Origin of the sequence: Rhizobium sp. CCGE531, from assembly GCF_003627795.1 — a bacterium.
In the GTDB taxonomy this organism is placed as follows: Bacteria; Pseudomonadota; Alphaproteobacteria; order Rhizobiales; family Rhizobiaceae; genus Rhizobium.
Genome location: NZ_CP032687.1, coordinates 400,822 through 414,014, shown reverse-complemented (window position 1 = coordinate 414,014; position 13,193 = coordinate 400,822). Strand labels below are relative to the sequence as shown.

The window sequence follows — 13,193 nt, the reverse complement described above, 5'->3', positions numbered from 1 at the left end:
GGTGCGCCGCGATGAGCCGCGCCGACAATCAAGAAGCACTAACAAAGGGGAATATCGGATGAACAAATTTTTAAAAATGTTGACAGCGGCGTCGTCGGTCGCGGTTGCTTCGGCAATTCCATTAGCCAAAGCAAATGCCGGTGAGGTACTTGATCGCGTACGCGCAACCAAGACGCTGACAGTTGCGGTCGGAACGGACTGGGGGCCGATGTCGCGCATGAATGACAAGCACGAACTTGATGGTGACGATGTCGATATCGCTAAGGGAGTTGCTAAGTACCTAGGGGTGGAGGTCAAGTTTGTTACGCCTGCCTGGGATCTCATCACCTCTGGCCAGTGGGAGGGTCGCTGGGATCTTTCTATGGGTCAAATGACGCCAACCAAGGAGCGTGCGGAAAAATTAAACTTCCCAGCTGTCTACGTGTGGGCGCCAGAAGTTGCCGTTGTTCACAAAGACAGCAAGGCGACGACGCTTTCGGATTTGGACGGAAAGATTGTCGGCGTCGGAGCGGGCAACGTGGCGGAATCCTACGCCAATCACAACTTCAATCCCAGTTGGATTGACGCCAAGCCGGTGCAGTACCAATTTACGCCAGGCCAAGTGAAGACGTATGGATCCAGCAACGTCGCATTCGACGACCTTCGTCTCGGCGACGGTGTTCGTTTAGATGCGGTTCTCGGTGATGATACGGTGGCCCGTGAAGCAATAAAATCAGGCTATCCGATCAAGGTGCTTGGTACCCTCTTCTACGCGCCAGGTGCAATCTCAATTTTGAAGGGCGACGACGAATTCAATGACAAGATCGCGGCCGCCGTCAAGAGTATGAAAGATGACGGTACCCTTTCCAAGATGTCGATCAAGTGGTTCGGGGTGGACTACTCCGAACAAAAATAAGACATCACGCGTTAGCGGCCCGGCTCGGCCGGGCCCATTTTCTTGAAGGGTCTATCATGCTATATCGGGATACAGTTGAATCCGAGGTGCTTGTTCATAAGCCTTGGTTCGTCGCCCTGATCTTCGTCGCAGTGCTTGCATTTTTTCTTTCGTTCAACCTTGCGGGCACGACCTTCGGCGAACTTATGCGGCCGGTTATTGGCGACCCGCTACAAAGCGGAATTTACGGGCGTTTTGCGATCGCCTTCGTACTTGCGATCATATTTAGCCTCAACATCGTAGTAGTTGGATTTATTCCATTACAGGTGCAGATTGGCATCGTATGGATGGAACTCTTGCTGCTGTTTCTCGCCTTTTTCAGATCATTCAATCTGAGCATGCCCTTCATATGGGAGAATTTGCCTTACCTCATCTCCCAAGGGGTGGTGACTACGATCTATGTTTCAGCGGTCTCGCTTTTCTTTGCCTCGCTAATCGCGATTGTCGCCGCGGTCGCAAAGCTTTCAAGCAATGGCTTCGCATATGCCACCGCCAGTTTTTATACCTCTTTTTTCCGGGGTCTGCCCCTTCTCATGCAGATTTATCTGATTTACCTCGGTTTGCCTCAGTTGGGGATTGTGCTCAATGCCGTTCCCTCGGGCATCTTGGCGTTGTCGCTCTGTGTGGGAGCCTATATGACAGAGATCTTTCGCGCCGGTATCCAGAGTATCGACCGGGGCCAATGGGAAGCGTCAAGATCCATCGGTTTTGGCTTCGGTCTGACCATGCGCAAGATCATCTTGCCGCAGGCTTTTCCTGTCATCATTCCACCGATGGGAAATACGTTCATCTCAATGCTAAAGGATAGTTCGCTTGTGTCGGTACTCGGCGTGTGGGAATTGACGTTCCTTGCCCGCACAATCGGTCAGCCGACGTTTCATCACATGGAGATGCTGATAGCAGCATCGCTCATCTATTGGACAATGTCTGTCTGCCTCGAGATTGGTCAATCACGGCTCGAGCGCCATTTCGGGAGGAGTATGGTACGATGACCCTTAGCAATACATTTGAAGTGAAGGGGGCCGATGAGCGCAACTCTTTGCAGGGGATTGACAACATGCCGCCAGTGCATGTGCCGTCATCCCACAAGTCTTCGAAGCAGAAGCAGGTCTCGATGAGCGCAGAAAAAATAATTGAAGCGACGAACGTTTCCAAGTGGTACGGCGCCTTCAGGGCACTCACTGATGTCAATATTACTGTCAGCAAAAGCGAACGCATCGTCATCTGCGGCCCCTCCGGATCGGGAAAATCGACACTGATCCGATGTTTCAACCGACTTGAGGCGCATCAGGAGGGTGAGATTGCCATTAACGGGATCAGGTTGCACAACAGAATGCGTAACGTCACCGAAGTTCGCAAGAATGTCGGTATGGTGTTCCAGCACTTCAATCTCTTTCCCCACATGACCGTGCTGATGAATTGTATGGCCGGTCCAATGTGGATTAATGGCGTGCCCGAGGCAGAGGCCAAAAAGATCGCTCTTAAGTTCCTAGAGCGCGTTCGCATCCCCGATCAAGCGAACAAATACCCAGCCCAATTATCAGGCGGACAACAGCAGCGCGTCGCGATTGCCCGTTCTCTGTGTATGGAACCAGCAGTGATGTTATTTGATGAGCCTACCTCAGCACTCGACCCTGAAATGGTTTCGGAGGTACTAGAAACTATGACTAGTCTGGCGCGTGAGGGAATGACCATGGTTTGCGTCACCCACGAGATGGGTTTTGCCCGAGCCGTCGCGGATCGGGTAATTTTCATGGATTGTGGTCGAATTGTCGAAGAGGGCAACCCCGATGACTTCTTTGGCAACCCCAAGCACGACAGAACAAAGCTGTTCCTCAGCCAAATCTTGACACATTGAAAGCTGTTATTTCACGCTTGGCTTTGTCTGGTTAGACTTCTGACACCAGACGTCATTAACGTGGCGAACTATCGAGAATGTGGCTTTGCGTGCGTCGACCTATATCTTCTCGAAGACGCAATTGATTATCGTCTAACGCCTTCGCAAGGAGGCGTGCGGCAGCTTGGTGCCGTCGCAGCGGCACCGCATCCGGCGAGCTAGCCGTCACCCATGCTTGTCGATATCTCCCAACAATATTACCGAAGCCGTCGTAACCACAGACTTGCGCGATCGGTTACATGTTTGGTGATCCTTCACAGGAAGTCCGGAGTTCCAGAGGTCCAGTATCCCCACGCCGAGGACCGCCTTGCTTTGTCACGGTGATAGCGATGTTTTGCTGAGGTGAGCGGTATCGCCACGTTGCTAACAACGAGGATAACGACGTGTCTATCCATCAGCTTGAGATTTTGGCGGGCAGTATGCGGCGCCGGAAGTTCACACGAACTTCCAAGGAATCGATCGTTTCGGAGACGCTGACTGGCGAGATGACGGTGACGGAGGTTGCGCGACGTCACGACGTTGATCGGTCACTGGTTTATCGGTGGCGTCGTGAGCTTGGTGTTGCAGAGAGAGCGGAAGAGCCGCGCGCCTTCGTTCCGGTGAAGGTACAACAGGCGCCGGACTCGGCAATGGGAATGCCGGCTGCGACGGCGTCTTCTGCGATCGAAATCCATGTTGGCCGGGGCCGGTCGGTGCGGGTCACTCGTGACTTTGATGCCTCGACGTTGTCGCGCGTGCTTGATGTGCTGGAGGGACGATGATCCCGATCAGTTCGAACGTCAGAGTGTGGATTGCCAGCGGTCACTGCGATATGCGCAAGGGTATGCAGGGGTTGGCTCTCATCGTGCAAGAGGGGCTTGGCCGCAATCCGTTCCAGGGCGACGTTTTTGTTTTCCGCGGGAGAAATGGTCGATTGATCAAGGCCCTATGGCATGACGGTGTCGGACTATCGCTTTATGCCAAACGGCTCGACCGAGGCCACTTTATTTGGCCGGCGACAGTGGACGGAGCCATTGCCCTTACAGCCGGGCAGATGTCCTACCTTCTTGAGGGAATAGACTGGCGAAATCCGCAACAGACATGGCGTCCGACGAGCGCCGGATAGGTGCATTTTGCGGCTTGAACCTTGAAGAAAAGCTATGCAAATCAGTGGCTTTGTGGTTTGATCCGGACATGGAAAACGGCCTGGAAAACCACTCCGATTATGCCGCTGCACTTGAAGCAGAGCTGGTCGTGGCGCGTGCGGAGCGCGCCGTTGCCTTAGCCGAACTTGCCGTCGCCAAAGCCAAGGAAGCGGACGATCAAGCCACCATTCTGCGTCAGAAGGTCCATATCGAAAAGCTGCAAAGGCAATTGCGTGGTCAAAAATCGGAGCGGACTGCCAGGCTGATCGCTCAAATGGAGCTGATGCTCGAGGATGCCGAGGCGGCGGCCACCGAGGATGAACTTGCCGCTGAAATGGCCATTGCTGCGGCCGCCCCCATTGCTGTCGCCGGCTTCACACGCAAACGCCCCGTTAAGAAGCCATTCCCCGATCACCTGCCGCGCGAGCGTGTCGTTGTGCCCGGTCCGGTCGCCTGCAGCTGCTGCGGTAGTGACCGGCTGCGCAAGCTGGGCGAAGATGTCACCGAGACGATGGAGAGCATTCCACGCTCCTGGAAAGTCATTCAGACGGTGCGCGAGAAGTTCACCTGCCGCGACTGCGAGAAGATCAGCCAGGCACCGGCCCCATTCCACGTCATTCCCAGAGGCTGGGCAGGTCCAAGCCTTCTGGCGATGATCCTCTACGACAAATTCGGCCAACACATTCCCCTTAATCGTCAGGTGGAACGATTTGCGCTTGAGGGCGTGTCAATCAGCCTGTCGACGGCAGCCGATGCTATCGGTTCTTGTTGCCATGCCCTTGATCCAATCCTGAGGCGGATCGAGGCTCACACCTTTGCAGCCGAGCGGATTGAACTAAGCCGCTGATCGCGGCGATTTGAGGCAGGCTTTGACGAGAGCGCCCTGACTGAGAGGATGGTTGTGTTGCAACCCACCCTTCAGACAGGAGGCCCCGATGGCTGAGATGAGCCCTCTTCGCCGCCGGATGATTGAGGACATGACGGTCCGCAATTTGTCCCCGGCGACCCAACGATCCTACATCAGTGCAGTCCGGAAGTTCAGCCGCTATTTCGCCCGATCGCCTGATCGGCTCGATCTTGACGATATTCGTAGCTTCCAGGTTTACCTCGTCTCAACCGGGATATCCTGGGCATCGTTGAACCAGATTGTATGCGCTCTTCGGTTTTTCTATGGGATCACTCTGGGTCAGGACGATGTCCCCGAGCGGATCCCGTACGCGCGCGAGCCACGGAAACTTCCTGTTATTCTGTCGGCGGACGAAGTGGTGCAATTTCTTGAGGCCGTCTCCAGTCTGAAGGCGCGCGTGGCGCTGACTACGGCTTATGCTGCTGGCCTCAGGGTCGGTGAGGTCTGCGGACTGAAGGTCGAGGATGTCGACAGCTCCCGCATGGTGATGCATGTTCGCCATGGTAAAGGCGCCAAAGCCCGATACGTTATGCTGTCGACAGAACTGCTCGGCATCCTGCGCAGCTATTGGCGTCTATCGCGCCCCACGGCATTCCTTTTTCCAGGGCGTGATGCCGACAAACCGATCGAACCGACAGTCTTGAATGCCGCTTGCCGATCGGCGGTTGCCGCAACGGGTCTTTCAAAACGCGTCACCGTTCATACGTTGCGGCATTCCTTTGCCACTCACCTACTGGAGAATGGCACTGACATCCGGATCATCCAGGTCCTGCTCGGCCATGCCCATCTGTCGAGCACGGCACACTATACGCAGGTTTCCACCGACACGATCCGATCAACAGCCAGCCCACTTGATCTGTTGCAGCTGGAGGTGACGCCGCCGGGATCGTAAATCGGTTGCGCCCGACCTTCGAAGTCGCCGACATCTTCCGGCGACATGGGGACTCTTATAGGTGGGAGAACGTCGGTCATCTTGGCCGCGGCGAACGACGCGTCATGGGCGCGATAGAAGCTTGCCGGACACCCAGGCTCGGGGGTCACGTCGATGCCTGCGACGAGTGCGGCAAGACCCGCATCTCTTACAATTCCTGCCGTAACCGCCACTGCCCGAAGTGTCAGGGCGCGGCTCGCAAGGAGTGGGTCGACGCACGCGTCGCCGATCTCTTGCCAGTCCCATACTTCCATGTGGTCTTCACGCTACCGCGTGGCGTCGCCGAGATCGCCTTCCAGAACAAGGCGGTCGTCTATGCATTGCTGATGCGGATCTCAGCCGAGACGCTGCAGACCATCGCGGCCAACCCCAAATGGCTGGGCGCCGAGATCGGCGTCACCGCCGTCCTTCACACTTGGGGCCAGGCGATGACCCACCATCCCCATGCCCATTGTCTCGTGCCGGGCGGCGGTCTTTCACCAGACAGATCAAGGTGGGTCGCGTGCCGACCGGGCTTCTTTCTACCCGTTCGGGTGTTGTCACGCCTGTTTCGGCGACTCTTTCTGACCGCCCTCGCTGAAGCTTTCGCCCAAGGTGAGCTGCACTTCGTCAACGAACTCGCTCATCTCAACGACGACAACACATTCACCTGCCATCTCTCGCGCGCTCGCAGCATCGAATGGGTCGTCTATGCCAAGCCGCCCTTCGGTGGGCCGGACCAGGTGCTTGCCTATCTCGGCCGCTACACCCATCGTGTCGCTATCGCAAACAGCCGTATCGTTCATGCCGATGGCGACCACGTCGCCTTCCGATGGAAGGATTATCGTGGCAATGGTCGCGACCGTGACAAGATCATGCGCCTTCGTCCCTACGAGTTCATTCGGCGCTTTCTCCTTCATGTAATTCCGGATGGTTTCCACCGCATGCGCCACTTCGGCTTTCTCGCCAATTGTCATCGGCGGGATCGTATCAGTCTCTGCAGAAGCCTCCTCGGCCAGCCATCACCAACAGGCGGGCAACCCCATTCAGCCAAATCGCAGCAAACGCACTCCTACGAATGCCCCGACTGCCGGCGCCCCATGCGTAGGACAGGCGTCAACGTTGCACCAGTTGCGCCCCTCCGACCTTCATCCTTCCGGTGCGATACATCATGACGCCCGACAATCCGCGCCACGTTATACGACCACAGACCCAGCGCATCTCCAGCGTGCGATATCGCTTGACCTTAGCCAGGTCAAAAGACCGCCGGTACCGACCCATTTCGCAAATAGATCCCCGAAACGTACGGCAAACCGCTCCTGAAAGCGTACATTCGACCTATCTTCCCGATGGACCGGCCGTGGCTAAATTGTTCCCGGTACCGCTCCGGCGGGCGTGCTCTAAAATTCCCCATAGCAGCGTCAAACTACCCGCGCCTTAGTTCAATCCGGCTTACATGAGGTCGCCCGAATTCGCCGGACCGCCTGATGCGCCCTCAAATAACCCTCCAGATTCACGGCGACGATACCACGGTTCCGGTTCTCGCAGCCGGCAAGACCGATACTGCTCGGATCTGGACATATGTGCACGATGATGCCCCGTTCGGTGGCACGGCGCCGCCGTCGGCGATGTTCTATTATTCCCGCGACCGCAGCGGTGACCATCCGCAGGCGCATCTGGCCGGCTATTGCGGCATCCTGCAAGCAGATGCCTATGGCGGTATTACCAAGCTCTATCTTCCTGATCGCAGTCCAGGTCCGATCTATGAGGCAGCGTGCTGGGCGCACGCAAGGCGACCATTCTTCATCATGGCCGATCTCGAGGCCAATGCCCGGCGCAAGGCTCAGGGCAAACCCGCTGCCGTCATCTCACCAATCGCCATCGAGATGGTGCGCCGGATCGATGCGCTGTTCGAGATCGAACGTCAGATCAATGGCCAGACGGCCGATGAGCGCAAGGCGACGCGTCAGCAGCATAGCAAGCCACTGATCGCCAACATGGAGCGGTGGGTGCGCGAGCAACGTGCCAAGCTGTCTCGCGACAATGATCTGGCCAAAGCGTTCGACTACATGTTGAACCGCTGGGTATCGTTTACTCGTTTCCTCGACGATGGCCGGATCTGCCTGTCGAACAACGCGGCAGAGCGTTCGCTGCGCGGAATTGCATTGGGAAGAAAGGCTTGGCTATTCGCCGGCTCCGACCGTGGTGGTCAACGAGCTGCCGCCATGTACAGTTTGATCGTCACCGCAAAGATGAACCATGTCGATCCGCAGGCCTGGCTTGCCGATGTGCTTGCCCGTATCGCCGACCACCCGGCAAACAGGATCGACGAGTTGTTGCCGTGGGCTTGGAAGGCCGAAAAGGCGGCACCTATTGCGGCGGCCGCGTAAACAGTTCCCGAAACAGCTCCTCTGACCGTTGCAGGCCTTCATCCGTTAAGATCAACGACTTCGACTTGTTCACCGGATCGGCGATCAGCCCCTTCTTGAACAAACGATCCGTCGTCTCCCAGTCCAAACCCTTCCAGGCTCGATACCCGTCATGCAGCGTCAGCCACAACAGCGCCAGCACCGCATCGTCGATCTTGTCTTCGTCGATATCCATTGCGAGAGCTTATCACGTGCAAATACGAAATTAATGCGGTACTCGCCGAATGCGTACGAGGTCCAGAGGTCCAGAGGTCCAGAGGTTCTTTGATCACAAGACCCAAGGACCTTGTCCTCCTGAAAAAGAGCGGGACGTTTGCATCACAAGTTGAACTTATAAAACATGTGTTGCATTGCAGGAGAGAGTTCGCTATGCATTCTAACTATCAGAAGTACCGATGTCGCTGAAAGGAGCAGACTGAGGCTTGTCCCAGCCACAAACACAGGGAATTACAAATGGTCTAGCTTCAGACGAGAGTAACTGCCGCATCGCAACCGCGCTTGTTGTTTCCTCAACTAAAGATGGAGACTCGCAGTTCGAGAATCGGACAGGATCGTTGTGGACACTGCACCGAGTGAGTGCAGATAAACTGCGGAAATTAGTCGACCGGCGAACCGACACGCAGAACACAGAAAAGGCTCTTTCTCATCCAGCATTCGAGCCGAGTTCGCCCGGACGCATTTAGGCGTATGCCGTTGCGCCCGACGCCTCCACCATCACAGAAAGCATCGTTCAATGACTACTACTGAAGCGACTCCAAAGGTTCAACCGTTTAAGTTTACGGCTTTCGAGCAGAAAGACTACAACTATCGCGTTCAGCGCGTGCGCGAGAAAATGGCGCAAGCTGAGATTGACGTGCTGCTCGTTACCGACCTTTCCAATATCTGCTATCTAACAGGTTTTCAAACATTGGTATCGGACTGGTATTCCTGCTTGATCCTTCCTGCGCAGGGAAACCTAGTTCTCCATGTTTGCGATCTGGAGGTCGATCTTGGCCGCGTCCATACTAATGTCGAGCGCATCGAGTCGATAATGTGGAGTCGCATGGATGAGGCTGGTACGGAACTAGCCTTAATCATAGACAGTTTAAATTCAACGCCGAAAAAAATTGGCTTGGAGAGTCGGCAAAAGGGACTAACTCCGTATGCCTACTCGAAACTGTGCTCTGCATTTCCTAATGCAATAGTGGCCGATGCGTCCGGTTTGGTCACTCGCATTCGTGCCGTAAAGTCCCCAACAGAGATTACCTATATGCGCAAGGCCGGGCTTTATTCGGTAGCTGGTCTGACGGCAGCAGAAGCGATCATCCAGGAGGGCATCACCGACAATGACATTGCCGCGGCGGCGTCTGCAGGTATGATCCGCGCAGGCAGTGAATATTTCTCCATTGATCCCATCATCCGTACCGGAGATTGGCATGCTATAGTGCATTCTTCGTTTCGTAGGAACAAGATCAAGCGGGGCGACCCCATCATCATGGAGATGAGCGGGGTCCATGAGCGCTATAACGCGCCGCTTTATTCCACGGCGATAGCAGGGCGTGCGTCAGATAGTACACGCCTTCTGTCAGATGTCGCGCTCCATTGTCTTGAGACACTTTATAGCAATCTGAAGCCCCGCCGAACTATGCGAGACGTTCTGACTAGCACGAAGTGCGAACTGATGAGTTTGGACGCGCGAACTCGCCTTGGAACCCGAATAGTAGGCTCCACTTTGGCTGACTACCTGACTGAGAAATTCAGGTCGTGGAAGGCCTATCCCGTCGGCCTGGCCTTTCCTCCGTCCTGGCCTGAAAACTCGATCTGGCTGGCAGAGTCTGACCAGATTCTCGTGCCGGGGATGTGCTTCCACGCGTGCTACTCGTTCAGAGTGTTTGGGGAGGTCGCCGCCGGGTTCGGTGATTCCATTGCAATTACAGAGGAAGGTTTCGAAATCCTAACACCACGTACGAAGCGTCTTCTCGAGGTGTTCTGAGATTGAAACGCCGATACCGTTGCAACACCGCTTGCGACACGCATTTAAATTGGAGGACCAATGAAGACCGATCTCCTTTCCGTCATTGACTGCGCTGGGTCGCCCCGTCAACGAGGACGCACTCATGGAGAAGCGCTGCGCACCGCTATCGCTGAAAAGATAATGCGCTGGCATGACGCCATCGCGGAAGCCTACGGCGTCACCGCCAAGACGTTCATTCCGCGCTTCTTGGCGGCAACACGGTTCGGCGATGCGGTGAAGCGATACACACCCCACCTCGCCGAAGAGGTTGCAGGAATAGCGGAAGGATCCAACATCGCCCACGAAACCGCATTTGCGCTCCAGCTACTGGATGAGGAGTGGTGGTTCGGCCGCTCCACTGGAGACGGACATTGCTCCAGCCTTGCAATCGCCCCCTGCGGGCCTATCCCGACAATAATTGCTCAAACAATGGACTTGCCACGATGGCACGACGGGGCGCAGGTTTTGCTGAAAACGCAGGACTCGGAAGCCGGTGAGACCATGGTCTTCACATCTGCAGGTCTGATTGGCCTGATGGGCGTGTCCGAGCGCGGGGTCGGCGTCTGTGTGAACACCTTATCACAACTGGCTGTCAGCCCGACAGGGTTGCCAGTGGCTTTCGTGATGCGAGGCGCCCTCGCCTGCTCGAGCGTGTCGGACGCCATTAGGTTCCTGCATGACGTTCCGCACGCCTCGGGACAGAACTATCAATTGGGAGACCGTCAGAACATCGCGACTGTCGAATGCTCCGCGGGCAAAGTATTGCCGCTCGCTACTAAGTCTAGATGTTCGCTGCATACCAATCATCCGCTTGCGAGCGACGACAGGCGTTCGGCGACAATACCCCTCGCAGGAAGCGATAGTTCGCGCGGTCGCCTCCAAAGCTTGCATCTCGATCTTGATGACGTGCGGGTAACCACGGATGATGTCAAGGCGGCACTGGCGGCATGCCGGGCCGGCGGTGAGGTTTCGCTAGTTGCCCCGCAACTGGCGACGGAACCGATGACCGTTGGCGCGGTCGTCTATGAGATCGGCGAGCGTACTAAAATATCAGTCTGCGCTGGACCACCGAGCGTCGAGGCATGGCGGGATATTGGCTTAGGGACGTGAACTTGCGTCTGATTTAGATTGATGCACGCGTGGTGGCCTCGATATAAACTATAATCGACAAGGATCAGCGGAACGAATGGCGGAACGCTATAGCGCGGCGATCTGGGAGGAACTTCCACCTTGATCGTCGCGCGGCAGAACGCGAAGCTTCGCGCGAATACGCGACAAACCGGCAAAGGGCGCGCGCCTGCAAGCGTTGAGCCAGTCATCCACGCGAAGGCGGTTTGGTTGGCTTACGAAACGCGAGATCGCCAGAGGTGCCCCCTCTACGCAGGCGACCGAACATTCCGCCCCTCCACACATCCGATCAACGATCCTGGATCGTCAACAAGAGGTTCGGCAGACTTCCATCCGTAACAAGGTTGCCGTCGCTCGCCACGTTCAAAGAGAGGCGATATTCGCGCCGATAGCTCAGTACGCCTAGCTTCGAAATGAGGACGGCCCGGAATTGCCGACTCAACTCGGACCAGCGTCATCCGGAGGCACTACCCATGCGCTGTTTCACGTTTCCCGATCGTGTCTCAGCCTAAGGGATTGGTGTAGCTTCCGGCAGGTAGCCGTGTTTTCCGGCGAGCGCCGGAGTGGGATTTCAGCGCGTGACTGCAGGCAGGCTGATTTCCGGATCATCGCTCATTGATGCCATTGTCTCAAGTGTCATGTACCTGGCACGCTGGACGGCCCAGTCATCGTTTTGCTCGGGCAGCAGTGCGCCGACGAGACGGACGATGGCTTCGTCGTTGGGAAAGATGCCAACGACCTCGGTGCGTCGCTTGATTTGCCATTGAGATGTTCGATCGGATTTGTTGAATGCAATTGACCCGGTGCTCTTTCGGGAAGGTCATGCAGGCGAGCACATCCTCTTCGGCATCATTCATGATGGCGGCGAGCTTCTGCACTTTCGGCCGGATCTGGACGGCGACGTTGCGCCACTGGGTGCTCGCCGCCTCCGATGTGTCCTGAGCAAAAGCAGTGGCGATGAAGGCGGATACGACGCGTCTGCCGCTCTTTCCGGCGTGCGCCAGCACGTTCCTCATGAAGTGAACCCGGCATCTTTGCCATGTGGCACTGAGAACCTTGGTGACGGCGGCCTTGAGGCCCTCATGAGCATCGGAGACGACGAGCTTCACACCGCGCAGACCTCGGCGGGCGAGCCTACGCAGGGACTCCGTCCAGATCGGCTCGGCTTCGGGAGTGCCAACTTCCATGCCCAGAGCCTCGCGCCTGCCATCGGTATTGACGCCGACGGCGATGATAACGGCAACGGAAACAATGCGGCCACCGCGCCGGACCTTCAGATAGGTGGGCATCGATCCAGAGATAGGGCCAGCCCGTCGATGGGTCTTTCGAGGAAAACCTTGACCTTGACATCGATCTCCTCGCACAGAGGGCTCACCTGGCTCTTGGAGATGCCGCTCATACCCATCGCCTTGACGAGATCGTCGACGGAACGCGTTGAGATGCCTTGGATGTAAGCTTCCTGGATAACAGCCGTCAGAGCCTTTTCCGCCATGCGACGTGTCCCAGTCTCGGTCGCGGTAGCCGTTGCGTTGGGCCAGCCGCATCGCGTTCTTCTCGCCGTAGCCAGCACCGGTCGCACTGCCGACCTCCAGCTCCATCAGCCGTTCGGCGGCAACGCCGATCATCTCCCGTAGCAAATCGGCATCGGCACTCTTCTCAACAAGCGAGCGCACGTTCATCATATCGTCGGTCATCGGTGTCTTTCCATCAGGTTGGTCTTGAACAGCCCGACCCTGCCGGAAAAAAACTGATGGCCATCTAATCCTCAGGACCTACACTACCCGGCGGGACACGATCCGTTGCCCGAAATGAGGGACACATCATGCATGCCCACAAGCTCGGGCCGACTATAATGTGGCGATGATGACTGT

At 56.4% G+C, this 13,193-nt stretch carries 10 protein-coding genes and 3 pseudogenes; 11 read left to right on the top strand and 2 right to left on the bottom strand.

The features are described from left to right. Positions 1–58: 58 nt before the first annotated feature. The 9 genes and pseudogenes from CCGE531_RS31825 to CCGE531_RS31785 all read left to right on the top strand — a co-directional run. Positions 59–895, top strand: a complete 837-nt coding sequence (locus CCGE531_RS31825) for a transporter substrate-binding domain-containing protein (RefSeq protein ID WP_120670894.1) — start codon at positions 59–61, stop codon at positions 893–895. Between the two features lie 56 nt (positions 896–951). Continuing rightward, positions 952–1,926 carry an amino acid ABC transporter permease gene (locus CCGE531_RS31820; RefSeq protein WP_120670893.1) on the top strand — a complete coding sequence of 325 codons (975 nt, stop codon included), beginning with the start codon at positions 952–954 and terminating at the stop codon, positions 1,924–1,926. Between the two features lie 122 nt (positions 1,927–2,048). Next, on the top strand, positions 2,049–2,792 hold the full coding sequence (locus CCGE531_RS31815; RefSeq protein ID WP_028755383.1) for an amino acid ABC transporter ATP-binding protein: 744 nt from the start codon (positions 2,049–2,051) through the stop codon (positions 2,790–2,792). Positions 2,793–3,214: 422 nt separating this feature from the next. Beyond that, positions 3,215–3,592: a transposase gene (locus CCGE531_RS31810; protein WP_004126183.1), complete on the top strand. Its 378-nt coding sequence runs from the start codon at positions 3,215–3,217 to the stop codon at positions 3,590–3,592. Beyond that, a complete protein-coding gene (tnpB, locus tag CCGE531_RS31805) occupies positions 3,589–3,936 on the top strand; it encodes an IS66 family insertion sequence element accessory protein TnpB (protein WP_004129022.1) in 348 nt (115 codons plus the stop codon). The genes CCGE531_RS31810 and tnpB overlap by 4 nt, the downstream gene beginning before the upstream one ends. Before the next feature lie 68 nt (positions 3,937–4,004). After that, a pseudogene (locus CCGE531_RS31800) lies at positions 4,005–4,787 on the top strand (IS66 family transposase zinc-finger binding domain-containing protein); the annotation flags it as partial. 103 nt (positions 4,788–4,890) lie between these two features. Continuing rightward, entirely contained in the window at positions 4,891–5,754 is an 864-nt protein-coding gene (locus CCGE531_RS31795) for a tyrosine-type recombinase/integrase (protein WP_120662595.1), read from the top strand. Positions 5,755–5,759: 5 nt separating this feature from the next. Then, positions 5,760–6,947 carry an IS91 family transposase gene (locus CCGE531_RS31790; RefSeq protein ID WP_120662594.1) on the top strand — a complete coding sequence of 396 codons (1,188 nt, stop codon included), beginning with the start codon at positions 5,760–5,762 and terminating at the stop codon, positions 6,945–6,947. Positions 6,948–7,283: 336 nt separating this feature from the next. Further along, a pseudogene (locus tag CCGE531_RS31785) lies at positions 7,284–8,162 on the top strand (IS66 family transposase); the annotation flags it as partial. Here CCGE531_RS31785 and CCGE531_RS31780 read toward each other — a convergent pair. Then, positions 8,143–8,376, bottom strand: a complete 234-nt coding sequence (locus CCGE531_RS31780) for a DUF6429 family protein (protein ID WP_004129017.1) — start codon at positions 8,374–8,376, stop codon at positions 8,143–8,145. The pseudogene CCGE531_RS31785 and the gene CCGE531_RS31780 sit on opposite strands and share 20 nt — an antisense overlap. Before the next feature lie 558 nt (positions 8,377–8,934). Here CCGE531_RS31780 and CCGE531_RS31770 point away from each other — a divergent pair. Next, a complete protein-coding gene (locus CCGE531_RS31770; protein ID WP_004129006.1) occupies positions 8,935–10,173 on the top strand; it encodes a Xaa-Pro peptidase family protein in 1,239 nt (412 codons plus the stop codon). Between the two features lie 60 nt (positions 10,174–10,233). Further along, positions 10,234–11,304, top strand: coding sequence for a C45 family peptidase (locus CCGE531_RS31765; RefSeq protein ID WP_004129003.1), 1,071 nt, complete (start codon positions 10,234–10,236; stop codon positions 11,302–11,304). 589 nt (positions 11,305–11,893) lie between these two features. Here the strand turns inward: CCGE531_RS31765 and CCGE531_RS31760 are convergent. Continuing rightward, a pseudogene (locus CCGE531_RS31760) lies at positions 11,894–13,016 on the bottom strand (IS256 family transposase). Positions 13,017–13,193 lie beyond the last annotated feature (177 nt).